Consider the following 25,828-nt stretch of genomic DNA (forward strand, 5'->3'; position numbering starts at 1 on the left):
AAGTGGATATGACAAAAGACGATAGGCAGGCATTCGAGGTGCCCGATCGACTCTTTGAATACGTGAGGTCGGTCGTCGACAACCGCGCGCTTGCAACGGTGCTGCTCTTTTTGCTGAGCCTGCTGCTGATTGGCATCGATAACATCGCCGGAATCTTGGCGGTGCTGCTTATCGGCTTTTTGCTGATCGATCGATTTGAGATCGTTCGCCGCTGCGTGGTGATTGGCGGCGCCGCGTGGGCCATGACGTTGGCGATTGGCGCCATGGCGCTCGGCGGCATTGAAGGGCCGGTGCTGTTCGATGCCGGCTTTGTATTCAACATGCTTGGCTTTGTGCTGGCGCTTGCCGTGTGCGTGCTGTTCTTGTGCGGCCGCGCCCTGTACTACCAGGGCTACGAGCAGGGCGAGCAGCATGCCGATTGTGTGCTGGCCGCTCGTATTCAAGATCGCCTGATCGATCACCCCGACACCTGGGACAACATTGACGGCGACTTCTTGGAGGTCGAGGGCGCCCTTAACCGCGTGCGTGACCGTGAGCACAAGGTGCAGCAAGCTCTGCGTGACGAGTCTCATCGCAAGGACGATTTGGTCACGTACTTGGCACATGACCTACGCACCCCGCTTGCCAGTGTGGTGGGCTATCTTTCGCTGCTGCAAGAGGCTCCCGAGCTGCCGGTTGAGCAACGTGCGCACTTTACGGGCGTGGCGCTCGACAAGGCGCACCGGCTCGATGCACTCATCGAAGAGTTCTTCGATATCACGCGCTTTGACTTCCACGATATCGTGCTCACGCGCGGCTATGTTGATCTGGGGTTGCTGCTGGCTCAGGTGGCTGACGAGTTCTATCCCATCCTCAACGAGCAGCATAAGGAAGCCCAAGTTGATATTCGCGAGGACCTGACGGTGCTCGTGGATGGCGACAAGATGGCTCGCGTGTTCAACAACATCATGAAAAACGCCGTTGCCTATAGCTATGAGGGCTCGACCATCACGATCGAGGCCAGACGCCGGGACGGCGGTGGCGTGCGCGTGCGCTTTATCAATCAGGGCGATCCCATCCCTGAGGCAAAGCTCAAGGTGATCTTTGAGAAGTTCTATCGCCTGGATGCGGCGCGTGCGACCAATCGCGGCGGCGCTGGACTGGGGATTGCCATCGCCAAGGAGATCGTATGCGCGCACGGCGGTACCGTTGCATGTGAATCGACGCCCGAACACACGATATTCACCATCGAGCTGCCCGCCGCATAGCCAGTGTGCCCTTACAAACACTTGACAATGCGCTCACGTGCATATGAGCCGCGATTCCTACTATCGATACTGCTGAATTGATATCGATGTGGAGGTATGCGGTATGACGGCTGCTGCGGCTGTGGAGCCCACGGAGCTTGAAGAACTCATGAAAGCGCAGGCCGAGGCCGCGCACGAGCGCGAGGTTGGGGATGCGACTCGCCCCACGGCAGAGGATCTTGCCGCCTCGCCGACGCGCATCGATGTCGAGGGCCTCGACCTGTTCTATGGCGACCATCATGCGCTCAAGGACGTGAATATCAAGATCCGCGACAAGCAGATCACCTCGTTCATCGGGCCTTCGGGCTGCGGAAAGTCCACGTTGCTGCGCTGCTTTAACCGCATGAACGACGGCATCAAGGATTGCCGCATCGAGGGCAAGATTGCGCTCGATGGTCAAGATATCCTGGGCGATTACGACATCTGCCGTTTGCGCCAGCGCGTGGGCATGGTGTTCCAGCGCCCCAACCCGTTTCCCATGAGCATCTACGACAACGTCGCCTATGGGCCGCGCGGCATGGGCGTGCGCGATCGCGCTGTGCTGGATGGGCTGGTCGAGGATTCCCTTCGTCGCGCTGCGCTATGGGATGAGGTCAAGGACAAGCTCAAGGAGTCGGGCCTGGGTCTTTCGGGTGGACAGCAGCAGCGCCTGTGCATCGCCCGCGCACTTGCCGTGCAGCCCGACATTCTGCTGATGGACGAGCCGACCTCGGCACTCGACCCTGTGTCGACGCTGGTGGTGGAGCAGCTGGCCTGCGAGCTCAAAGAGACCTGCACGCTCGTGGTCGTTACGCACAATATGCAGCAGGCGGCGCGTATCTCCGATTCGGTCGCATTCTTTTTGCTGGGTGAGCTGGTGGAGCACGCGCCCACCGCGCAACTCTTCAAGAATCCGACCGATCCGCGCACGGCGGATTATTTGACGGGGCGTTTTGGCTGATACCATCTAGTAAAGGTACCTTTAGGGTTAAGATGCGGTCATGCCGGCCGCAAAGGGGTTCAACATGATCTATTACGTCGAGGACGATGACAACATCAGGGATTTGACGGTCTATGCGCTGCGCAAGCAGGGGATTGAGGCCGAAGGCTTTTCGTGCGACGGTGAGTTTAAGGCTGCCGTGGCGCGACGGGTACCCGATGCCGTCCTGCTCGACATCATGCTGCCCGATACCGATGGCTTGGCGATTATGCGTCGACTGCGTGCCGATCGCCTGACGGCGACGGTGCCCATCATGATGCTTACCGCCAAGGATACCGAGCTCGACAAGGTGATGGCGCTCGATGGCGGTGCCGACGATTACCTGACTAAGCCGTTTTCGCTCATGGAGCTCGCCAGCCGCTGCCGCGCACTGCTGCGTCGCGGCGGCATGGTCAAACAGGCAAGCGATGTGCTCAGCGTGGGCGACATCGTGCTCTCGCCCAGCCATCGTGAGGTGACTGTTGCCGGCGAGTCGCTTAAGCTCACCCTGCGCGAGTTCGACCTGCTCGAGTACCTCATGCGCAAGCCCGGCGTGGTCTTTACCCGCGAGTCGTTGCTGCAGAGCGTGTGGGGCTGGGACTTCGACGGCGGTTCGCGCACCGTTGACGTGCACGTGCAGACGCTTCGCCAAAAACTGGGCGAGCATGCCAGCGCCATCGAGACCGTGCGCGGCGTGGGCTACCGCTTGGCCGAGCCTTCTGCCGGTGATGGTGCCGAAGGTGACGACACCGCGGCCACCGCATCGGAGGAGTAACCCGTGGTCTTCGCCCCCCAGGGAAAACATACGCTGTCGCACCGCGTTTTTGTGACGATCTTTGTCTGCGCCATGGCGGTTATCGTGGCGTTTACGGTGCTGGGTGCGTTCTTTGTGCAAAACACCTTGGCGGATGCCACGAGTGCCAACCTGGCGCAAGAAACCGAGCTCATTGCTGCCGCCCTCGACGAGCAGCAGGAGCCCATCCCGTTCTTGCGTAGCCTCGATCGAGAGGACTTGCGCATCACGCTGATTAACAAGGATGGATCGGTTGCCTACGACAACGAGGCGTCGCCTTCCACACTGCCCAACCATGGCGATCGCCCCGAGGTCATCGAGGCCTTTGAGAGTGGTTCGGGTTCCGCGGAGCGCGCAAGCTCTACGCTCGACGAGATTATGCTGTATCGCGCCGTCGCCCTTGATAACGGCCAGGTTGTCCGCTTGGCGCAGGCCCAGCCTGGCGTTGCGGCGATTTTGCTGTCGATGGTGGCGCCGATGCTGCTTATCGCAGCAGCGGGTGCGGTACTCTCGTTTTTTATGGCGCGCCGCGAGTCCCGTGCCATCATCGCGCCTTTGCAAGAGGTGGATTTGGACCACCCACGCCGTAGCTATGAGCACGCCTATGCCGAGATGGTCCCCATGCTTGAGCGTATTGAGTCGCAGCGCCAGGAGCTCAAGCGCCAAATGGCGGTGCTGGCGGACAACGACCGTATGCGCCGCGAGTTCACGGCGAATATCACCCATGAGCTCAAGACGCCGCTTACGGCGATTTCGGGCTATGCCGAGCTCATCGCAAACGGCATGGTCGAGGGCGAGGGCGACCTGCGCAACTTTGGCGGTCGCATCTATCGTGAGGCGGGCCGCTTGGCAGCGCTTGTCAACGATATCCTTACGCTGTCTAACTTGGACGAGGCCGAGCGTGCAGCTGAGGGCGAGGCGGTGCCCATTGGGTCCACGGAGCCTATTGAGCTCTCGCGTGCCATCTACGCGGTCGAGCAGCGTCTTGAACAGGTCGCCCGTCAGGCGAATGTGACGATAAGTCATGAGACCAAGCCTGTGGTCATCGAGGGCGTGTCGCGCTTGATTGACGAGCTCATCTATAATCTGGCAAGCAACGCCATCCGCTACAATCGACCCGGCGGTACGGTTACGCTGCAGTGCGGCACCAACGACGAAGGCCATCCGTTCCTTGCGGTCGCCGACACGGGAATCGGTATCGCGCCTGAAGAACAGGGCAAGGTATTTGAGCGGTTCTATCGCGTGGACAAGAGTAGGTCCAAGGCACGCGGCGGAACCGGTCTGGGGCTTGCCATTGTCAAGCATGCGGCCCTGTATCATCACGCCACGCTCGATCTGTCGAGCGAGTTGGGCGTGGGAACCACCATTACGGTGACGTTTCCCATACAGCAGGACGAGCCATTCGCATAGCGATATAACATAGATATTGATGCAGACGCCGCATTTGACTTTCGGGTGCGGCGTTGTTGTGCAATTTTACGATTGCTTCCGACATTTTTACAGGAGAGCCTGTTTCTTATGTATAGAGTTTGGTCTCGGTAAAAAGATGCGATAACATACGGACAGTTTTGTCAATCCGAACTGGGGAAATGAAAGGCAAGCTGCATGACCCTTCTCGAACTGTTCCAGCTGCTGAAGAAGCACCTTCAGCTGGTCATCACCCTTCCGGTGGTCTGCGCGATCGCCATGGGCATCGTGTCCTTCGTTGCGATGGACAACACCTATACCGCGACGACGAGCATGTACATTCTCGCCAAGACCGACGATAGCGGTCAGATGAGCTACAACGATCTCTCGGCGAGTCAGATGCTTTCCAACGATATCGCCACGCTGCTGGATAGCGATAGCGTTAAGAGCGGCGCAGCCAATGAACTGGGCCTCACCGATCTGGATGACTACAAGGTGTCTGTTTCCTCCGAGACCACCACGCGTGTCATTACGCTTTCGGTTACCGGCACCGATGCCAAGGAGACGGCTAAGGTCGCAAAGGCCATGGCCAGCTCGGTGAGTACGGTCGCTCAGAACGTCGGCGCTGCCCAGAGCATCAACGTTATCGACGAGGCTAAGACCCCCGAAGCCCCCAGCGGTCCCAAGCGTATGCTGTACGTTGCTGTCGCGTTCCTCGCCGGTATCTTTATCGCAGTCGCCTATGTCGTTTTGGCAGACATGCTCAACACCCGCATCCGCGGTGCCGAAGAGGCAGAAGAGCTCCTGGGCATTCCCGTTGTTGGCCGAATTCCGGCTATGAAAGGTGGTAAATAGGCATGGCTAAGGCAAAGAACACCGATAAACTCGTTGTACAGAATGCCGCCAAGACCCTTCTGGCCAACATCCGCTTTGCGAGCGTGGACGACCCCATTCGCACCATCACCGTTACCTCCTCGATTCCCAACGAGGGCAAGTCTACGGTTTCCATTAACCTTGCTCAGGCAATCGCCACGAGCGGCAAGTCCGTGCTTCTGGTCGAGGCCGATATGCGCCGCAGGTCCCTTTCCGATATGCTCGGCGTTCGTTCGCGCGGCGGACTCTATGCGGTCCTTTCCGAGCAGATCTCCATTGACCAGGCAATTGTCGAGACGGGTCAGAAGAACTTCTACTTCCTCGATGCCGAGCCGCATATTCCCAATCCTGCCGACATCATCGTCTCTCACCGCTTTGCCAAGCTGGTAAAGGCGCTGTCCGCCAAGTTCCAGTACGTCATCTTTGATGCTCCCCCGGTCGGCACCTTCATCGATGCTGCCGAGATTGCCAGCCTGACCGACGGCACGCTGTTCGTGGTGCGTGAGGATTTCACCAAGCGCGAGGAGGCGCTCAACGCCATCGGTCAGCTAAAAAAGTCCGAGAAGGTCAAGCTCATCGGTACCGTTATGAACTACTGCGAGACCGAGACCAGCGAGTACTACTACTCCTACTACACCAAGGACGGTAAGAAGGTGAAGAAGGGCTCCGACGATCAGGGGACTTCCAAAAAGGGCATCTTCACCAACCGAGCAAACGTTTAGTTGATTAAGGCTGACCTATGCGTGACATTCATTGCCATATCTTGCCGGGTGTAGACGACGGCGCCGCCGATCTCGATGAGAGCTTGGCGATGCTCGAGGCTGCCAAGCGGGCTGGTGTAACCAGAATTGTTTGCACTCCTCACTGCCGTGATCCCTATTTTGATTACGACAAGATGTGGGATGCCTTTGAGCTGCTGCGCGATAACGCTGACGGTTTTCCGCTCCAGATGGGCTTCGAGGTCAACCATCGAAAGCTCGTTGAGCTTGGTATCGATGCCGCGGAGCACTTGCATTTCGATGGGACCAACGAGTTTCTGCTCGAGCTTTCGACGCATGCCGATGCGTATGCGTTTAGAGAGTACGAGAACACGATTTACGATTTGCAGTGCCGTGGCTACCAGGTGATCATCGCTCATCCTGAGCGCTATCGTGCGGTTCAAAAGGATGTAAGCGTGGCGGAGCGCCTGGTCGATATGGGCTGCAAGCTGCAGGCTTCGGCGGACTTTATTGCCGGCGGTCGCTTTGGTCGCGAGAGAAAGCCGGCACAGCGCCTGTTCGATCAGAACCTGTACAGCTTCATCGCGAGCGATGCCCATAACGTGGGTCATTACGATTGCCTGGCGAAGGCTCGCGCGAAGTTTAGCGTGCGCGGAGCTCATTTTCGCTAAAATCTGTCCCTAACGTTCGCATTGAATGAAAGGGCAGCCATGGATATCCAACTTAAGACGGGATGCTTTGATGACGCGGCGTTGGTGCGCCGCGTCATTTTTATGGACGAGCAGGGCTACGAGAATGAGTTCGACGCTATCGACGAGGATCCGAACTGCATTCATGTGACGCTCTATGTAGACGGCGAGCTTGCCGGTTGCTCGCGCGTGTTTCCCGAAGAGCTTGAGCGCGCGGCTGACGCAGAGGCTCCGGTGTTGCCGGCATGCGACATGGACGAAGGCGTTGCGGCGGGGGAGGCCTACATTATGGGGCGCGTCGCCGTGCTGCCGGCTATGCGTCGTCGCGGACTGGCGAGTGCGATCGTCGAGGCCAGTGCTTCGTGTGCACGCGATGCCGGCGCTAAGCTTATTAAGCTGCATGCGCAGGAATACGTGTTGCCGCTCTATGCAAAGGCGGGCTACACGCAAATTGCCCCGGTAGATTACGAAGACGAGGGCCAGCCCCATGTCTGGATGGCCAAGCGCGTAGATGGCAGATAGGGACGTTCCTTTTCTGCCGGCAGCTGGGGACACTCCTTGGCAATTGACGCATTGGAGCGCTCGGACATACAGTTTTTCGATTCCGTATGTATATATGCGCGCTATTGGGTTATAAAATCTAAGTCTGAACATAGCAGGTCTGCGATGCGGCTCGGGCAACCGGGCCGTTTTTGCGGACGGGGGTAGCGCGAAAGGACTGCACATGCGTCAATTTAAGACCGAGAGCAAAAAACTGCTCGACCTCATGATCAACTCCATCTACACCAATAAGGAAATCTTCCTGCGCGAGCTTATCTCTAACGCGAGCGACGCCGTCGACAAGCTCAACTTTAAGAGCCTGCAGGATCCGAGCGTCAAGATCAACCAGGGCGACCTGGCCATTCGCGTCTCCTTTGATAAAGACGCCCGCACCATTACCATCTCGGATAACGGCATTGGCATGACCGCCGAGGAGCTCGAGCGCAATCTGGGCACCATCGCCCATTCCGGCTCCGAGGAGTTTAAGACCGAGAACGCCGAGCAGCAGGGCTCCGATGTCGACATCATCGGCCAGTTTGGCGTGGGCTTCTACTCTGCCTTTATGGTTGCCAGCCATGTGAAGGTCGTCAGCCGCGCCTATGGCGAGGATGTCGCCCATGTGTGGGAATCCGACGGTCTTGAGGGCTACACCATCGAGGACGGTGAGCGCGCCGAGCACGGTACCGATGTCATCCTGACGCTGCGCGAGAACGAGAAGCTCGATGCCGACGGCGAGGCCGAGACCTACGATCGCTTCCTGACCGAGTGGGGCCTCAAGAGCCTGATTCAGCAGTACAGCAACTATGTGCGCTACCCGATTCAGATGATGGTGTCCAAGAGCCGCCAGAAACCCAAGCCCGAGGACGCCGGCGACGATTACAAGCCCGAGTACGAGGACTATCAGGAGCTCGAGACCGTCAATTCCATGACACCGATCTGGAAGAAGCGCAGCTCCGATGTCGAGCAGAAGGACTACGACGAGTTCTACAAGTCCACGTTCCACGACTTTGACGATCCTGCGCGCACCATCAGCTTCCACGCCGAGGGCACGCTCGAGTATGACGCCCTGCTGTTTGTGCCGGGACGCGCGCCGTTCGATCTGTACAGCAAGGACTACGAGAAGGGTCTGGCGCTCTACAGCTCCAACGTCCTGATCATGGAGAAGTGCGACGACCTGCTGCCCGACTACTACAACTTTGTCCGCGGCGTCGTGGATTCCGCCGACGTGTCGCTCAACATCTCGCGCGAGACGCTGCAGCAGAACCGTCAGCTCAAGGCCATCGCCAAGCGTGTGGAAAAGAAGATTACCGCCGACCTTGAGGATATGCGTGACAACGACCACGAGGCCTACGAGAAGTTCTTTGAGAACTTTGGCCGCGGTCTTAAGTACGGCATCTACTCGAGCTATGGCATGAAGGCCGATGAGCTCGCCGACCTGTTGCTGTTCTGGTCTGCCAAGGAACAGAAGATGATTACCCTGGCCGAGTATGCCAAGGGCATGCCCGAGGATCAGAAGGCCATCTACTACGCCGCCGGCGACTCGCGTGAGCGCTTGGCCAAGATGCCCGTGGTAAAGGGCGTGCTCGACCGCGGCTATGACGTGCTGCTGCTGACGCAGGATGTGGATGAGTTCACGTTCCAGGCTATGCGTGAGTACGTTGCCGCCGATATGCCCAAGATCTACGAGGACGATGCCGCCCGCGAGGCTGCCGAGAAGGCCGTGGCCGATGGTGCCGAGCCCGAGGTTGAGGATCGTCACCTGGAGCTCAAGAACGTCGCAACCGGTGATCTTGACCTGGCGACCGAGGACGAGAAAAAGGAGGCCGAGGACGCCACCAAGGAGAACGAGGACCTCTTTAACGCCATGAAGGAGGCACTCGGCGACAAGGTCGAGAAGGTTGCCGTCTCTGCGCGCCTGACCGATGCTCCCGCGTGCATCACCACCGAGGGCCCGCTTTCGCTCGAGATGGAGAAGGTGCTCCAGAAGGGTCCCGAGGGCGCGCCCGACGGTATGCCCAAGAGCCAGCGCGTGCTCGAGCTCAACGCCAAGCACCCGGTCTTTTCCAAGCTCGTCGCCGCTCAGAAGGTGGGCGACGCCGACAAGATCAAGCAGTACTCCGGTTTGCTCTATGACCAGGCCCTGCTGGTCGAGGGCATTCTGCCCGAGGACCCCGTTGCCTTCGCAGCAGCTGTTTGCAACTTGATGTAGTTAGGTATTTACGCGGTTTTACCAAACCGCGTAACGGCTCGACGCTGCCCTCAGTTCCGCCGTTCTAACGAACGGCGGACCAGTCGACGCTGCGCGGGCGCCAGAGCGACAACTTGTCATTCAAAGAGGACGGCATGACCAGAAGGTCTATGCCGTCCTCTTTTCATGCCAATTTGTTCGCTCTGGCGCCCGCTCGCTGGCATTGCTAAAACATCGATGTTACCGTGGTCCAAACTAGTCGTTGGGGGCGTTCTTGTTTGACCAGTCGTTTAAGAACGTCCCCGATGACTATTTGAATTGCTAATTTGTGCGGGTTGTGGTTTTGTGACCTGCTGAAATTAAAGATACTGTACAACTGTACGTTAATTCGTCTTCGTAGTATATTGCTACCCGCAAAACTCAATACCATTGTGCTCTGAGACGCTAAAGCGCTTACGTACAATGGTTATCGATAGTACGATTCGATTCAACGACAGGATGGATGGTCCAAGCGTGAGTCTCGGCAGCAAACTATCCAATGCAAAGGTCTCCTTTGCGATATTTAAGCGCGACATTAAGCGACTGCTTGTGAACCCCGTCGCCTTGGTGGTTACCCTTGGCGTGTGCGTTATTCCCTCGCTGTATGCCTGGTACAACATCGTGGCCAACTGGGATCCGTACGGAAACACCCAGGGCATCAAGATTGCCATCGCCAACAACGATCGGGGCACCCAAAACGACCTGGTGGGCGAGCTCAACGCGGGCGATCAGGTCGTCGATCAGCTCAAGGAGAACGATCAGCTGGGCTGGACGTTCGTCGACTCGACGGCCGATGCCAAGGAGGGCGTCGAGAGCGGCGAGTACTATGCCGCTATCGTGATTCCCAAGAACTTCTCGGATAACCTGGTTTCGATGCTCGACGGCAACTACCATCAGCCCAAGCTCACGTACTACGTCAATGAGAAGAAGAGCGCCATTGCGCCCAAGGTTACCGATACCGGTGCAAACACCATCGAGGAGCAGATCAACTCGGAATTTGTCTCTACGGTAGGCAAGACTGTTGCCGGTATCGCCAAGGATGCCGGTGTCGATTTAAAGGACAAGGCAACCCAGACTCAGGACTCGCTGGCAAGTTCGGTGTCCGAGGCGTCCGACACCTTGGGCGAGGTGCGCGATTCGATTGGCGATATGAATGCCGCCATCGATAAGACGAGTGGCGCTATCGCCTCGGCTGATGCGGCACTTGCCGGCTTGCAAGGCCAGGCACCGTCGCTGACGCAGGCGATCTCCCAGGGCAACGATCTGCTGAGCGAAGCTCGCACCACGGCGGGCAACTCCATCACCTCGCTCTCCAAGGCGCTCTCGGAAGGCAGCCTTGCGCTCACCAAGACGTCGGCCTCTGCGAACGCTGCCATCGGCAAGCTGACGGGCGCGGTCACATCTACGACCACCCGTATCGACAACTCGCTCGAGTCTCTTCAAGCGACGATCGACCACAATAAGGCCGTTATCGGGCACTTGGAGATTCTCGCCAATGACACGTCGACAGGTTCCGAGGAAATTGACGCGCGCATTGTATCGACCATCGATTTGCTTCGAGAGCAGAATGAAAAGCTTCAGAGCATCAAGGACGGTCTGTCCGCGCAGTCGAGCGCCATGGCGAATGACGCAGCGGCTGTTTCGGGTGCCAGTGACGCTATCAATAACGCAATTCATACCGGTGCGACCAACCTTGGCCAAGCCCAGACGGACTTGGGCCAAAACGCGCTGCCGAAGGCCTCGAGCGCGCTCGACTCTTTTGCTGCCGTTTCGGGCGACCTGACCGGTATCGTCTCGGGTATGACACCTACACTTGCAAATGCGCGCGGCACGTTGGCGCAGCTTAGCGCTACACTCGGCCAGGCCAAGACCACGCTGTCCCAGACCGATTCCTCGCTTGCCAAGGTCCAGGACAAGCTTGCAACCGCCGCCAATGACATCGCGGCGCTGCAGACCTCCGAGTCCATGGGCGAGCTGGCCGATCTGATGGGCGTCGATGTCAATGACGTGGCAGATTTCATGGCGTCTCCGGTTGAGTTGACGTCCAAGCCAATCTATCCGGTCAAGAGCTTTGGCTCGGGCATCGCTCCCTTCTACACCAATCTGGCGCTTTGGGTGGGCGGCTATGTGCTCATCGCCATTTACAAGCTCGAGGTCGACCGTGAAGGTGTTGGCAGCTTTACGGCGCGCCAAGGCTACTTTGGCCGCTGGTTGCTCATGGTGATCCTGGGCGCGTTGCAGGCCATCATCGTTACGGTAGGCGATCTGGTGATTGGCGTGCAGTGCGTCAGCCCGCTGCTGTTCGTGCTGGGCGGCATCGCCATTTCGTTCACCTACGTCAATATCATCTATGCGCTGTCCACCACGTTTAAGCATATCGGCAAGGCTATCGGCGTCATTCTCGTCATCGTGCAGATCCCGGGTTCGTCGGGCATGTACCCCATCGAGATGATGCCCGGCTTCTTCCAGTGGCTGCACCCGCTGCTGCCCTTTACCTACGGCATCAATCTGCTGCGCGAGACGGTCGGCGGCATGTATTCGTTCAACTACCTGTTTAACCTGTGCATTCTGGGCGTGTTCTTGATCGTGGCGCTCTTTATCGGCCTGCAGCTGCGTCCGCTGCTGCTCAACCTTAACCTGCTCTTTGATAAACAGCTCTCCACGACCGGTATGATGATTTGCGAGTCCAACGACCTGCCGCGCCAGCGCTACTCGCTGCGCACGGCCATGCGCGTCATGCTCGATTCCGATTCGTACCGTCGCGAACTGCTCGATCATGCGGTCGCCTTTGAACATCGCTACCCGTACTACATCAAGGGCGGTTTTGCCGCCGTGGTGGGCGTTCAGGTCCTGCTCTTTGTCCTGTCGACGGTTCTCGATATCGACAATAACGGCAAGATCATCCTGCTTGTCATTTGGATCATCTCGGTTATTGCCATCTGCGGCTGGCTTATCAATATCGAATATATCCGAGCGAGCCTCAATACCCAGATGCGCATCTCGGCGCTTTCGGATGAGGACCTGCGTCGCGAGATGCGCGAACACACGGCCGCCATTCCTGCCGCCCGCCACATGTTTGGCCTCAACGCCAGCGAGCGTGGTGCCAAGGGCGGCGATCAGTCCACGGGCCGCTTGCCGCATATCGGCTCGCACCATAAATCTCAGGGCAGCGACAGCACAGCCACAAATGATGGAGATACCACCGCGCTTGGCAAGCACTCCAAAGGAGGTGAGGCATAAATGAAGAACATCCTGCATCTGTTTAAGCGCGATGTCCAAAACGTGTCTCGCTCCGTGATCGGCTTGGTTGTCGTGATGGGCCTCATTATCGTACCGTGTCTGTACGCGTGGTTTAACATCGCCGGCAGCTGGGATCCGTACGGCAACACCGGCAATCTTAAGATCGCCGTGGTCAACACCGATGAGGGTTACGAGAGCGATTTGATCCCCGTCGAGGTTAACGTGGGCGAAAACGTGACCGCCACCCTACGCGGCAACGAGAGCTTCGATTGGGTTGTGCTCAACAATCGCGAAAAGGCTATCGAGGGCGTTAAGTCGGGCGCGTACTATGCTGCCGTCGTTATCCCCAAAACGTTTAGCGCTGACATGATGACGCTTTTCTCGACCGACGTGAAGCATGCCGATATCGAGTTCTACGAGAATCAGAAGGCCAACGCCATTGCGCAGATCGTGACCGAGAAGGGTTCGAGCGCCGTCCAGAGCCAGGTTAACAAAACTTTTACCGAGACCATTACGACGATCGGTCTTAAGACGGTGTCCAGCCTGCTCGATTACATGAGCACCGACCAGGTGGGTAACTTTATCGCCAACCTGTCCTCGACGCTCGGCGATTCGATTGAGGACCTGCGAGACGTTCGGGCAAATGCTTCGTCGCTGGCGGGCATTTTGAGCTCCACGTCCGATTCGCTGACGTCGGCGAGCGGCATGCTCAAGCAGACGGGCACGGTCGATGAGTCAACGAAGCAGCTGATGGAGCATGTCAAGAGCGGTATTAGCGATTCCAAGGAAGCGCTGAAGGACGCCAACGACGCCATCAATGCCGCGATTGACGGAAGCGCGGGCTCGTTTGACAACGTGTCCGCCGAGCTTGCGAAGGCATTTGATGCCGCGAATCAACATGTCGACCTTACAGTGTCCCAGCTCAACGATGCCGCGGCGGCGCTCAACACGCGTGCCGACGATATCGACGCCACGGCCGACCAGCTCCGCAGCTTTGCCGATCAGGTGACTGACGAAAAACTCCAGGACAGCCTCAAGTCTGTGGCAACATCGCTGAGCAGGATTGCTGTGGAGTATCGCAACAACGCCAAGGACTTGACGGCCACCGCGAAGTCTCTCTCTGACAGCATGGCAGAGGTTAATAAGTCGCGTGCCGAGGTCGATCAGGCCATCGCCGATGCCAAGGCTGGTATCTCGGGCGCCAAGACTGACTACGACTCTACGTTTTCGGTTAAGGCCAAGGAGCTCAAGAAGACCGTCTCGGGGGTTCTGGATTCACTGAATGGTATTTCGAGCGATCTGGATAGCGCCGTAGACGGCCTGACCGACGCATCCGGTTCGCTGGCGAAGGGCCTCTCCAAAGCCGCAAAGCTCGTCAACAAGGCTTCTGACCAGCTGGGTGAGGCGTCGGACAAGATTAGCGCTTTCAAGGACGAGCTCGACGGTGCCCTTATGTCGGACGATTTGGCCACGATCAAGACGATGATCGGCAACGATCCCGAGGGTTTGGCCGTGTCGCTTTCCGGCCCCGTCGCGCTCGACCGCAAGCCGGTCTATCCGATTCGCAATTACGGCTCTGCCATGGCACCGTTCTACACGATTCTGTCGCTCTGGGTCGGCTCGATCGTACTGGCGGCCATGATGAAGGTCTCGGTTGACGATGAGCTCGTCAACGAGCTTATCCCTGTGCGCCTGCACGAGATCTATCTGGGCCGTTACCTGTTCTTTGGCGGTCTGGCCCTGCTGCAGGCAACGCTCGTGTGCGCGGGCGACATCCTGTTCTTTGGCATCCAGTGCGATAACCCGCTGCAGTTTGTGTTGGCGGGCTGGGTCGCGAGCCTCGTGTTCTCCAATATCGTCTACACGCTTACGGTGTCGTTTGGCGATATCGGCAAGGCGCTCGCTGTCGTGCTGTTGGTCATGCAGGTCGGTGGTTCGGGCGGCACGTTCCCCATCGAGATGACCGGCCCCGTGTTCCAGGCAATCTATCCGTTCCTGCCGTTCACCCACGGCATCAACGCCATGCATGCCGCCATGGCTGGCGCCTACCATATGGAGTACTGGGTTGAGCTGGGCATTTTGGCGAGCTATCTGATTCCGTCACTGGCCCTGGGCGTCGTCTTCCGCCGTCCGGTCATCAAAGCCAACGACTGGATTATCGAAAAGCTGGAGAGTACTAAACTTATTTAGTTACGCGGTTTTACCAAACCGCGTAACGGCTCGACGCTGCAAACGCCCCTAAGCGGCAATCTGACGTTGCCGGAACATCGAGGTTTTCTGTACCGACGCTTTAGTGCGGTGAATTGCGTGGGCTGCTTGGTTGTTGCTACAGTAGCGGGGGGCGCCGGGGGTCCGGTGCGCCCCGTTTTTATTTGACCATGAGGCGGCACGCAGCCATACGCGTGCGGACACCACGCCCAGATTGAGTGTGAGGATGTTCCATGGCCCAATACGCTGCCAACGAAATCGAAAACATGCCCGATAGCCCTGTGGCCCGTGAGGATTTGGGCGCGGGCGGTATTCCCAGGGGCGCCGGCGCACGCTCTCCGCTGTTCTGGAAAGTTTTGCTACTTTCAGTGGCGGTCATCTGGGGCTACTCCTTTACCACTATGAAGGACGCACTCGGCACCATTCCGGTGTTCGAGCTGCTCTATGTACGCTTTCTGCCTGCAGCGTTGGTCATGTTTGCCGTCTTCCACAAGCGCATCACCGCACATTTCAATGCTCGCAATCTGATCGTTGGCCTGAGTATGGGCGTGCTCATGTGGGCGGCCTATGCGTTGCAGACGGTCGGTCTGGCACATACTACGGCGGGCAAGAATGCTTTTTTGACGGGCACGTATTGCATCTTCGTGCCGTTCGCGAGCTATTTTCTGAGCGGAGAAAAACTCACCCGCTATAACCTGGGCGCGGCACTGCTGTGCTTGGCGGGCATTGGCTTGGTGGCGCTCGATAGCGTCGAGTTCAACATCGGTGACGTCATTACGCTGGCAGGCGCGGTCTTCTTCGCCATCCAGATGGCGGTGACCGCCAAGTACGGTCGCAAAATGGACATCAACGTTATCACGTTTTGGATGTTTGTGGGCAACGGCGTGCTGAGCCTGGTCTCGTCGCTGCTATTCGAGACCCAGGCGCCTCTGTCCGTGTGGACGCCGAACTTTATCGGTGTGATGGCGTTTCTCTCGGTGGGCTGCACGTGCGTGGCCCTGCTCATCCAAAACGTCGGCCTGGCGCATGTCCCAGCCTCGACGGGCTCGCTGCTCCTTTCGATGGAGTCGCCTTCGGGCGTGTTGTTTTCGGTGCTGCTGATGGGGGAGGCGCTCACCTCGCGCCTGCTCGCCGGCTTCGTGCTTATCTTCCTGTCGATTATCTTGAGCGAGACTCACTTCGATTTTTTGCGCAAAAAGCCGCGCCCGCAATTGTAAACAACTTGTTGCGCCGCCCTCCCGGGGCGGCATTTTTTATGCGTCGCCCTTAAAGTTGTACCTTGCACTTTACGCTATCAAAGTGCTTGCTGCAAAAACGTTACTGGAGGGCATTTATGGCACCAGCTCTGTCCGATCTTCAACCGCAACCAGCGCCTCAGACCACTACGGTGGCGCAGGCCGCTATCGGCAATGGCCTGGTCACAGAAGCTCAGGCTTTTGCAGACGAGCTCGCTGCGTGGCGACACGATCTCCATCAAACGCCTGAGCTCGGTAACAACCTTCCGCAGACGTCCGCCTTTATCCAGGCACGTCTGGACGAGATGGATATTCCCTATGCCGTGCTTGTTGACGGCTCCTGTGTCGTTGGCCTTATCGGTGCCGGCGCGGCAGCTGCTGCTCGGGGTAACGGTACGTGCGCGGACGATCAGGCCGGCACGGTCATCATGCTCCGTGGCGATATGGATGCCCTGCCTGTTGCCGAGGAGTCGGGAGAGCCGTTTGCCTCTATCAATGGCTGCATGCACGCATGCGGACACGATATGCACGCGACGGCGCTGCTTGGTGCGGCTCGTATGCTCAAAGCGCGCGAGGCAGAGCTTGTTGATGCCAACGCTACGGTCAAGTTGCTGTTCCAGCCGGGCGAGGAAACCTTTGAGGGTGCCCGCGCCGCCATCGCCGACGGTCTGCTGCAGAACCCGCGTCCTCAGGCGGCTTTTGCCATGCATGTCAACAGCCAGTCGCCGCTTGGCCTGGTGCTCTATGGGAGCCCGGCACTCTCGGGCGTGTACGGTTTCCGCATCACGCTGCAGGGCAAGGGTGGCCATGGCTCGAGCCCCGAGATCTGCATCGACCCCATCACGGCCGGCGTGCATGTGCACCTGGCGCTTCAGGAGCTCATCGCTCGCGAAGTGCCGGCGGCCAAGGAGGTCGCACTGACCGTTGGTAAGTTTGCCGGCGGTCAGGCCGCAAATGTCATCCCCGACACTTGTGTGCTCGAAGGCACGCTGCGCGGCTTCGACGTCGAGCTCATGGAGCACCTCAAGACCCGCATCGCGGAGGTCGTCAACGGCGTTGCCACGACCTATCGTACGCCGGCGACTATCGAGACGCTCTCGGATGTTCCGCCGCTGGTACTCGATGACGATATGACCCAGGCTTCGCTTGGTTATGTGGGTGCGACGCTGCCCAAGGCCACCTTCCTGCCGCTGTTCCACGCCATGGCGAGCGAGGACTTCGCGTTGATTTCGAGCGAGATCCCGAGTGCGTACTTTACCGTGGGCGCTGCCGTGACTGATACGGACGAGCATTTTGCTCAGCATCATCCCAAGGCACGTTTTAGCGATGCCGAGCTTCCCCTTGGCGCCGCGGCTTATGCCGCCGTCGCTTTGGGCTACATCGCCGACCACCGGTAGCACCCAATCTTGCTACTCGTTTGTTTAAAAGGGAGCAGTATGTCCCAGCAGCGTAAGTTCTTCCCTGGCTGGCTCGTGGTGGTCTCCGGCTTTGTCATCATGGCCACGTGCTACACGATTTTCGTTAACTGCATGACTATTCCTTCCGCACCAAGCCTTCCGAGATCGGCCTTAAACCGCTCGGCGAGAACCTGGGCGATCCGTCCGTCTCGACGGCTGGCGACAAGGACGAGCACACTGCTCCCGAGGTTAACGTTGGTTGGTCTCGCATCAAGAAGAGCCCGGCGTTTTGGCTGCTTGTCGTCGCCTTCCTCTTTATGGGACTCGTTAACGGCGCCATCTTGCCCAACCAGGTCACCAACATGACGAGCGTTACCGTCATCGGCGCCAAGATCGTCACGGGCGGCCACGACCCTATGTGGGCAGGTACCGTGCTTTCGGCCTACATGGTTACCGTCGTTATCGCCAAGATTTCGCTCGGCGCCATCTACGATCGCTTTGGTTTGCGCTTTGGCAACGTGCTGGGTTCCGTTGCGTGTATTGTCGCCTGTGTGGCGCTGTGCTTCCCGACGACGGACCTTGGTCCTATTGTGGCCGCTGTGAGCTTTGGTATCGGAACGTGCATGGGCACCATCACGCTTACCATTGCCGCGTCCAAGCAGTTTGGCATGGCCGATCTCGGCAAGGTCACGGGCACCATTACCTCGCTCGAGATGGTCGGCGGCACCGTGGGCGCCATCGTGTCGGGCGTGCTGTTCGACGCCACGGGCTCTTTTGCGAGCACCTGGATTGTGTGCCTGGCGTGCTCCGTGGTCATGCTCGTGTTCCTGCTGGCATCCGAGCCCATCGCCGCCAGGCTGCGCGCGAGCGTGGCGGGGGAGTAGACGTCCGTCGCTCTTTTCTGTTCGCCCCGTTCTGTCTGCGGCCGCCCTGGAAGCCGAATGGATGCTCGTACCATCATTCGGTTTCCAAGGTCGCCGCAGGCCAAAGGGCGATCCCTTTTCCTCCGTCCCCAACAGATCACGTGATCCGAAGGGGACGGAGGAAAAGGGATCACAAACAGCGGCGGCGCGTCTGGCCGAACGAGTCCCCATACCCTCGTTCGGTCAGACGCGCCGCCGCTGTTTGTGTTTGTGCCGTATAATGACCACTACCTATGACGCGATACAAAAGAAAGGTGTTTGCCCATGCAGGCACAGAAGGCGGAGGGAACCCGCGACCTTATCGGCGCCGAGATGCGCGCTTGGCAAAAGATGCAGCAGATTGCGGCCGGCGTATTCGAGCCGTTTGGCTTTAAGCCCATCGAGACGCCCGCGATCGAGCAGGTGGACGTCTTTGTCCACGGCATCGGCCAGTCGACCGACGTCGTGCGCAAGGAAATGTTCCGCGTGTTTAGCGGCGCCAACCTGGAGCGCGTCTTTACCGAGGGCACCGACACCAAGCTCAAGCCCAAACAGCGCTTGGCGCTTCGTCCCGAGGGCACGGCCGGCGTGGTGCGCGCCGTCGTGGAGAACAACCTGGTGCCGCAGGGCTCCACGCCGTTTAAGGCTTATTACGCCGAGGCCATGTTCCGTGGCGAGCGTCCCCAGAAGGGTCGCCTGCGTCAGTTCCACCAGGTGGGCATCGAGTGGCTCGGCGCTCCCGATCCGGCGGCAGACGCCGAGTGCATCATTATGCTCATGGAGTTCTACAAGCGCCTGGGCTTCGATCTTTCCAAGCTCCGTCTGCTCATTAACTCGATGGGCGATGCCCAATGCCGTCCGGCCTATCGCGAGCAGGTCAAGCAGTTCATTCTCGACCACGCCGACGAGATGTGCGACGAGTGCCGCGAGCGCGCCGAGCTCAATCCGCTGCGCGCCTTCGACTGCAAGAACGACCATTGCCGCGAGATCATGGCCGAGGCTCCGCTGATGGGCGACAACCTGTGCGACGAGTGCCGCGAGCACTACGAGCAGGTCAAGCGTTATCTGGATGCCGCCGGCATCGAGTATGTCGAGGATCCGACCCTGGTGCGCGGTCTGGACTACTACACCCGCACCGTTTTTGAGGTCGAGGCCCCCGGCGCCGGTGTCGGCTCCATCGGTGGCGGCGGTCGCTACGACGGCCTGGTCGAGCTCGAGGGCGGCAAGCCTACGGCCGGCGTCGGCTTCGCCGTCGGTTTTGAGCGCGCCCTGCTGGCCCTGCAGGCCTTTGGCAGCGACCTGGGTGCCGATGAGGCCCCGTGTGTCTACGTCGCCAACGCCGGCAAGGACTTGCGCCAGAACGTCTTCGCCATTACGCAGGAGCTTCGCGCTGCAGGTATCGTGACCGAGGCCGACTACCAGGGTCGTTCGCTCAAGGCTCAGTTTAAGCAGGCCGACAAGGTGGGCGCTAAGCTCATCCTAGTCCTGGGCGGCGACGAGCTTGCCGCCGGCAAGGTCAAGGTACGCGACATGCAGAGCCATGACGAGGTTCTCGCCGATCTGGCCAACGTGGTCGAGGCGGTTCGCGAGCGCCTGTAGCGCATGATTTTTGAGCTGCGGGTCTGCTAGCGTGCCCTGCTCATGGAGAGCGATTGTTACGGGGGTGTTTCGCATTTATGCGGAATGCCCCCGTTTGCATATGCCGCCCACCGAGAAATACGACCATTTGGGGCAAAAAGCCTTGCAATGCAGAAAATACTTTTGTGTGGTAAAGCGCAATCAGCGTCGAAAGTTTTTGCCAAGTGCCTATAATGAATACCGCATGTTACGTGCATAGAAGGAGGAATGGGAGGAAACGTGGCTGAGAACCTAAGCAACCAGTCTGTACCCGAAGCCGCGGCGCGCGTCGCTGCCGTGGTCAACCGCCTCGTTAACCGAATCGGCTCGAATGCCGAATCCAAGGAGCGTCTCGCCGAGATCGAGATCCCCGAGGAGCTGCGCGACAATCTGGCGCTGTTCTTGCGCCTGGAGCGCCGCGTGCTTAGCGAGTATGATCCCGAGATCGCGGACCTGTTCGACAAGATTTTGACAGCCGAGATTGTGGCCAATGCCGGTAACCCCGGCAGCCGTGCTGCCGACGAGGCCGTCGACGAGCAGGGCGTGCCCACCGCCGATGAACCCACCGCCGTGGCGTTTCGCGAAGTCGTCGATCTGATCGACAGCTTGCCGCTCGATAAGCAGCAAGTCATCGTTCGCGCCTTTACGAGCTTCTTCCATCTGGCAAACCTGTCGGAGGAGAACTACCGCGTGGCGCAGCTGCGCGAGCGCGAGGCCGGCGCATCGACCGATACCGAGGTCGATCCCGCCAACGAACTCACCGTCGCCTATCACCAGTTGGTAAATGAGCTGGGCGCCGAGGGCGCCAACGAGCTGCTCGGCAAGCTTGAGTTCCATCCCGTCTTTACCGCGCATCCCACCGAGGCCCGTCGCAAGGCCGTTGAGGGCAAGATTCGCCGTATCTCCAACCTGCTGGAGGAGCGTCCGCGTCTGGGCGGCTCCGACCTGGTGGAGAACGAGCGCCATATGCTGCAGGAGATTGACGCCCTGGTACGTACGAGCCCCATCGCGTTGAAGAAGCCCACGCCGGTCGAGGAAGCCGATACCATCATCGACATCTTCGATAACACGCTGTTCGACGTTATCCCCGTCATCTACCGTCGTTTTGACGACTGGGTGCTGGGCGACAAGGCCGGCACCGTGCCGCCGCTGTGCCCGGCGTTCTTCCACCCCGGCAGCTGGATCGGTTCCGACCGTGACGGCAACCCCAACGTTACCGCCAAGGTGAGCCGCGAGGTCGCCGCCAAGTACTTCACCCATATGGTGCTCAAGCTCGAGGACAAGTGCCGCCGCATTGGCCGCAACCTCACGCTCGAGGCCACCTACAGCAAGCCGTCTGCCGAGCTCATCAACCTGTGGAACCATCAGGTCGAGATGAGCACCCAGTACACGGCTCGCGCCGAGCTGATTTCCGAGCATGAGCCGCATCGCGCCGTCATGCTCGTCATGGCCGACCGTCTGAACGCCACCGTGCGTCGCATCACCGACACCATGTACCACAGCGCCGATGAGTTCCTGGAGGACCTGCGCGTCGTCCAGCGCTCGCTGGCCGCTTGCGGTGCCGTCCGTGCTGCCTACGGCCCGGTCCAGACCATCATCTGGCAGGTCGAGTCCTTCGGCTTCCACATGGTCGAGATGGAGTTCCGTCAGCACTCCGTGGTGCACGCCCGCGCCCTCAAGGATATCCACGAGAACGGTATCCACGGCGACCTGCAGCCCATGACGCGCGAGGTCATCGACACCTTCCGTGCCATCGGTTCCATCCAAAAGCGCTACGGCAAGAAGATGGCGCACCGCTACATCATCTCGTTCACCAAGAGCGCCCAGCATGTGGCCGACGTCTTTGAGCTCGCCCACCTGTCTTTTGCACACGAAGAGGATGTCCCCGAGCTCGACGTGATCCCGCTGTTCGAGCAGCTTGAGGACCTCGAGGGCTGCGTCGACGTGCTCGACCAGATGCTTACGCTGCCCGTGGTGCAAAAGCGCCTTGCCCAGACCAACCGCCGCATGGAGGTCATGCTGGGCTACTCCGACTCTTCCAAGGATGCCGGTCCTACCACGGCCATGCTCGCGCTGCACTCCGCGCAGGAGCGCATCGCCAAGTGGGCCGAGAAGAACGATATCGACCTGGTGCTCATGCACGGTCGCGGCGGTGCCGTGGGCCGTGGCGGCGGCCCGGCCAACAAGGCCGTGCTGGCGCAGCCCAAGGGTTCGGTCAACTGCTTCTTTAAGCTCACCGAGCAGGGCGAGGTCATCTTTGCCCGTTACGGCAACCGCACGCTGGCTCAGCGCCATGTTGAGTCCGTTGCCGCCGCAACGCTTTTGCAGTCGGCCCCGAGTGTCGAGAAGATCAACACCGAGACCACGCAGAAGTTCTGGGATATGGCCGACAAGCTCAACGCCGCAAGCCACGAGCGCTATCTGGACCTGCTGAACACCGAGGACTTTACACCGTGGTTCTCGACCGTGACGCCGCTGACCGAGGTCGGTCTGCTGCCGATCGGCTCGCGTCCCGCCAAGCGCGGCTTGGGCGCCAAGTCGCTCGATGACCTGCGTACCATTCCGTGGATCTTTAGCTGGAGCCAGGCGCGCATCAATCTGGCCGCTTGGTACGGCCTGGGTACCGCCTGCGAGCAGTTTGGCGATCTGGACCAGCTTAAGGCTGCCTACCAAGAGTGGCCGTTCTTCCGCACCTTTATCGACAACATCGAGATGTCGATCGCCAAGACTGACCAGCGTATCGCCAAGATGTATCTGCACCTGGGCGACCGCCAGGATCTGTCCAAGAAGGTCTTCACCGAGATGCAGCTCACGCGTAAGTGGGTCCTTGCCATCGTCGGTGACGAGTGGCCGCTGCAGCGCCGCCGCGTGCTCGGCTGCGCCGTCCGCGTGCGCAACCCCTACGTCGACGCCCTGTCCATCGCCCAGGTCCGCGCCCTTCGCGAGGTGCGTATGAACCAGGACGAGATGGCCGAGGAGAAGAAGGCCGAGTACATGAGCCTGATTCTTTCGACTGTGACCGGCGTTTCGGCAGGACTGCAGAACACGGGGTAATCAATAGCCCTGTGGCTCTCACCGGGACCCGAAGGGTTTCCCTCTGAATGCGTCCTCGCACTTGAAGCCCCCTTATCCTGCTCCTTCGGAGCTGCGGATAAGGGGGCTTCGTGCTGCGGAATGCATTCAGAGGGAAACCCTTCGGGTCCCTTCGTCCTCGGTCTTCAGGGATTGGAGCTGATGAGAATAAAGTGCGCTTCGCGCTTTTTGAATGGGGTCTGTCCCGGCGGCGCGTTTGGCGCTTCGCGCCTCGCGTCTTATCGATCGGGATTGAGATGCATTTGGCGATTCTCACCTCACGACTGTAGCGACTGCGGTCCCGTTTGGGATCGCGGCCGTTTTGTTGTGGGTCAAATATGAACGTTGTGTTAATGAGTCGGTGGACGGTGGTGTTTTTCGGTGAGCGGCGTATCCTTCCAACGGTTTATCTAGTGTGTCAGTTGAAAGGAAGAGGGCGCTCATCATTGTTTGAATGTGAACTGCCGTTTGACCACAAGACGTTGCATCTGGAGCTCGAGGATAAGAACTTCGCGGGTGTGATGGAAGGTCATCAAAACGAGTTTAAGACTACAAAATCTCAGGAAGAGCTGGTAGAGGAGTCGCTTGCCAACCCTTATGGCTCGCCTTCGCTCGAGGAGCTTTGTGCTGGCAAGAAGGATATCGTCATCATTAGCTCCGACCATACGCGTCCCGTTCCCTCGCGTGTGACGATGCCTATTCTGCTGCATCACATCCACTCCGCTGCGCCTGAGGCGCGCGTTCGCATTCTGGTTGCTACGGGCATGCATCGTCCGTCGACGCACGAGGAGCTCGTCAACAAGTACGGCGAGGAGATCGTTGCCAACGAGGAAATCGTTATGCATGTCGCGACTGATGACAGCATGATGAAAAAGATCGGTACCCTGCCTTCTGGCGGCGAGTGCATCATCAACAAGATTGCCGCCGATTGCGATCTGCTGCTTGCCGAGGGCTTCATTGAGCCGCACTTCTTTGCCGGTTTCTCTGGCAGCCGCAAGTCCGTCCTGCCTGGCATCGCCAGCTACAAGACCATCATGTACAACCACAACGGTCAGTTTGTGAATGATTCCCACTCGCGTGCCGGCAACCTGTGCCACAACCACGTGAGCGAGGACATGTTTGCCGCCGCCGAGATGGCTCACCTTGCCTTTGTGCTCAACGTGGTGCTCAACGGCAAGCACGAGGTCATCGGCTCCTTTGCCGGCGACATCCACAAGGCGCACGAGGCCGGCTGCGAGTTCGTGAAGAGCCTTGCCGGCGTTGAGCCCGTCGAGTGCGAGATCGCCATCACCACCAACGGTGGCTATCCTCTCGATCAGAACATCTATCAGGCCGTGAAGGGCATGTGCGCTGCCGAGGCCACGCTTCCCGAGGGCGGTGTGATCATCGACGTCGCCGGTTGTGCCGACGGTCACGGCGGCGAGGGCTTCTATCACAACATCGCCGACAACGATCCGGCAGAGTTTGAGCGCGCCTGCATCGATCGTCCCAAGGACGAGACCCTGCCCGATCAGTGGACGAGCCAGATCTTTGCCCGCATCCTGGCGCATCACCCCGTGATCATGGTCACCGATCTGTGCGATCACCAGATGCTCAAGGATATGCACATGACGCCGGTCAACACTATCGAGGAGGCACTCAAGCTCGCCTTTGAGATGAAGGGTGCCGATGCCAAGGTTGCCGTTATTCCCGATGGCCTGGGCGTTGTCGTCGCGCAGCACTAGTGCGTGGCCCAAACGAATCGTTTATAACCGACAAGAAAGATAAGGTTTTATGCTTACCAAACTCCTCTGCGAATTCGGCGCAACGGCCCTCATGATCATCTTTGGCGTGGGCGTGCACTGCGATACGGTGCTCAAGGGCACCAAGTATCAGGGCTCCGGCCACATGTTTGCCATCACCACTTGGTCTTTTGGCATCTCGGTCTGCCTGTTTGTCTTTGGCGGTGCCGTGTGCATGAACCCCGCCATGGTGCTTGCCCAGTGCATCGTCGGCCTGGTGCCGTGGAGTAGTTGCATCCCCTTCATGATTGCCGATATGCTCGGCGGCTTTGTGGGCGCCGTAATCGCTTGGCTTATGTATGCCGATGAGTTCAAGGCTTCCGATGGTGTCGTCGATCCCATTGCCCAGCGCAATATCTTCTCGACCAACCCCACCACCGAGGGCACGAACTATGCCCGTAACTTCTTCTGCGAGGCTATCTGCACCTTTGTGTTCATCAGCGCCATCCTTGCTGCCGCTAACCGCGCCGGCGAGAACGTTCTGATGCTCGCTATCTGCGTCGGTCTGATCGTTTGGGCTGTTGGCATGGGCATGGGCGGCATCACCGGCTTCGCCATGAACCAGGCTCGTGACCTTGGTCCTCGCATGGCCTATCAGGTGCTGCCGATCAAGAACAAGGCTGACAACAACTGGATGTATGGCCTGCTCGTTCCTGGCATCGCTCCGTTTGTCGGTGCTATCGTGGCTGCGCTGTTTGTGCACGGTTTCTTGGGCATGTTCTAGGCTAAGGCTACATAGTTGTCCGCTGGCCGCATGGGGTAACTTCCCAGCGCGTCCTCGGACATGAAAGAACCCCCGCTGCGCACTGAACTGCACCCCAAAACTTGGACGGCTTAAATAAGAACTACGCCGCAAGGGACTGTCTCCGGAACTCCTCCGGGGT

Annotated in this window: 18 protein-coding genes; all 18 read left to right on the forward strand. The window is 59.1% G+C overall.

The features are described 5' to 3' along the window. Positions 1–8 precede the first annotated feature (8 nt). The 18 genes from GT571_RS08245 (at position 9) to larD (ending at position 25,668) form a co-directional block, all read left to right on the forward strand. Positions 9–1,247 carry a sensor histidine kinase gene (locus tag GT571_RS08245; protein ID WP_161156572.1) on the forward strand — a complete coding sequence of 413 codons (1,239 nt, stop codon included), beginning with the start codon at positions 9–11 and terminating at the stop codon, positions 1,245–1,247. 103 nt (positions 1,248–1,350) lie between these two features. After that, complete coding sequence (gene pstB, locus GT571_RS08250; protein WP_192934679.1) at positions 1,351–2,226, forward strand: phosphate ABC transporter ATP-binding protein PstB; 876 nt, start codon at positions 1,351–1,353, stop codon at positions 2,224–2,226. Between the two features lie 64 nt (positions 2,227–2,290). Further along, complete coding sequence (locus tag GT571_RS08255; RefSeq protein ID WP_050766101.1) at positions 2,291–3,019, forward strand: response regulator transcription factor; 729 nt, start codon at positions 2,291–2,293, stop codon at positions 3,017–3,019. 3 nt (positions 3,020–3,022) lie between these two features. Next, positions 3,023–4,447: a sensor histidine kinase gene (locus tag GT571_RS08260; protein ID WP_161156574.1), complete on the forward strand. Its 1,425-nt coding sequence runs from the start codon at positions 3,023–3,025 to the stop codon at positions 4,445–4,447. Positions 4,448–4,642: 195 nt separating this feature from the next. Next, complete coding sequence (locus GT571_RS08265; protein ID WP_022094058.1) at positions 4,643–5,299, forward strand: YveK family protein; 657 nt, start codon at positions 4,643–4,645, stop codon at positions 5,297–5,299. Between the two features lie 2 nt (positions 5,300–5,301). Then, entirely contained in the window at positions 5,302–6,039 is a 738-nt protein-coding gene (locus tag GT571_RS08270; RefSeq protein ID WP_055309657.1) for a CpsD/CapB family tyrosine-protein kinase, read from the forward strand. 17 nt (positions 6,040–6,056) lie between these two features. Then, entirely contained in the window at positions 6,057–6,707 is a 651-nt protein-coding gene (locus GT571_RS08275) for a tyrosine-protein phosphatase (protein WP_161156576.1), read from the forward strand. A gap of 39 nt (positions 6,708–6,746) precedes the next feature. Next, entirely contained in the window at positions 6,747–7,247 is a 501-nt protein-coding gene (locus GT571_RS08280; RefSeq protein WP_161156579.1) for a GNAT family N-acetyltransferase, read from the forward strand. Between the two features lie 202 nt (positions 7,248–7,449). Continuing rightward, positions 7,450–9,474 carry a molecular chaperone HtpG gene (htpG, locus tag GT571_RS08285; RefSeq protein WP_161156581.1) on the forward strand — a complete coding sequence of 675 codons (2,025 nt, stop codon included), beginning with the start codon at positions 7,450–7,452 and terminating at the stop codon, positions 9,472–9,474. Between the two features lie 492 nt (positions 9,475–9,966). Then, a complete protein-coding gene (locus GT571_RS08290) occupies positions 9,967–12,732 on the forward strand; it encodes a YhgE/Pip family protein (protein ID WP_338400661.1) in 2,766 nt (921 codons plus the stop codon). Next, complete coding sequence (locus GT571_RS08295) at positions 12,733–14,922, forward strand: YhgE/Pip domain-containing protein (RefSeq protein WP_161156585.1); 2,190 nt, start codon at positions 12,733–12,735, stop codon at positions 14,920–14,922. A gap of 251 nt (positions 14,923–15,173) precedes the next feature. Beyond that, a complete protein-coding gene (locus tag GT571_RS08300; protein WP_161156587.1) occupies positions 15,174–16,157 on the forward strand; it encodes a DMT family transporter in 984 nt (327 codons plus the stop codon). 116 nt (positions 16,158–16,273) lie between these two features. Continuing rightward, the gene (locus GT571_RS08305) at positions 16,274–17,572 is read left to right on the forward strand and encodes a M20 family metallopeptidase (RefSeq protein WP_192934680.1); all 1,299 of its coding nucleotides are present in this window, start codon (positions 16,274–16,276) and stop codon (positions 17,570–17,572) included. Positions 17,573–17,763: 191 nt separating this feature from the next. Next, entirely contained in the window at positions 17,764–18,456 is a 693-nt protein-coding gene (locus GT571_RS08310; RefSeq protein ID WP_422110315.1) for an MFS transporter, read from the forward strand. 303 nt (positions 18,457–18,759) lie between these two features. Further along, positions 18,760–20,073 (forward strand): histidine--tRNA ligase, encoded by a 1,314-nt coding sequence (gene hisS, locus GT571_RS08315; RefSeq protein WP_161156591.1) that lies wholly within the window; start codon positions 18,760–18,762, stop codon positions 20,071–20,073. 258 nt (positions 20,074–20,331) lie between these two features. Beyond that, entirely contained in the window at positions 20,332–23,145 is a 2,814-nt protein-coding gene (locus GT571_RS08320) for a phosphoenolpyruvate carboxylase (protein ID WP_422110314.1), read from the forward strand. A 464-nt stretch (positions 23,146–23,609) separates the two neighbouring features. Continuing rightward, positions 23,610–24,887, forward strand: a complete 1,278-nt coding sequence (larA, locus tag GT571_RS08325; protein ID WP_117647964.1) for a nickel-dependent lactate racemase — start codon at positions 23,610–23,612, stop codon at positions 24,885–24,887. Between the two features lie 49 nt (positions 24,888–24,936). Then, complete coding sequence (gene larD, locus GT571_RS08330) at positions 24,937–25,668, forward strand: D/L-lactic acid transporter LarD (RefSeq protein WP_161156595.1); 732 nt, start codon at positions 24,937–24,939, stop codon at positions 25,666–25,668. The last annotated feature ends 160 nt before the right edge of the window (positions 25,669–25,828 follow it).

Source organism: Collinsella aerofaciens (genome assembly GCF_009876115.1).
In the GTDB taxonomy this organism is placed as follows: Bacteria; Actinomycetota; Coriobacteriia; order Coriobacteriales; family Coriobacteriaceae; genus Collinsella; species Collinsella aerofaciens_N.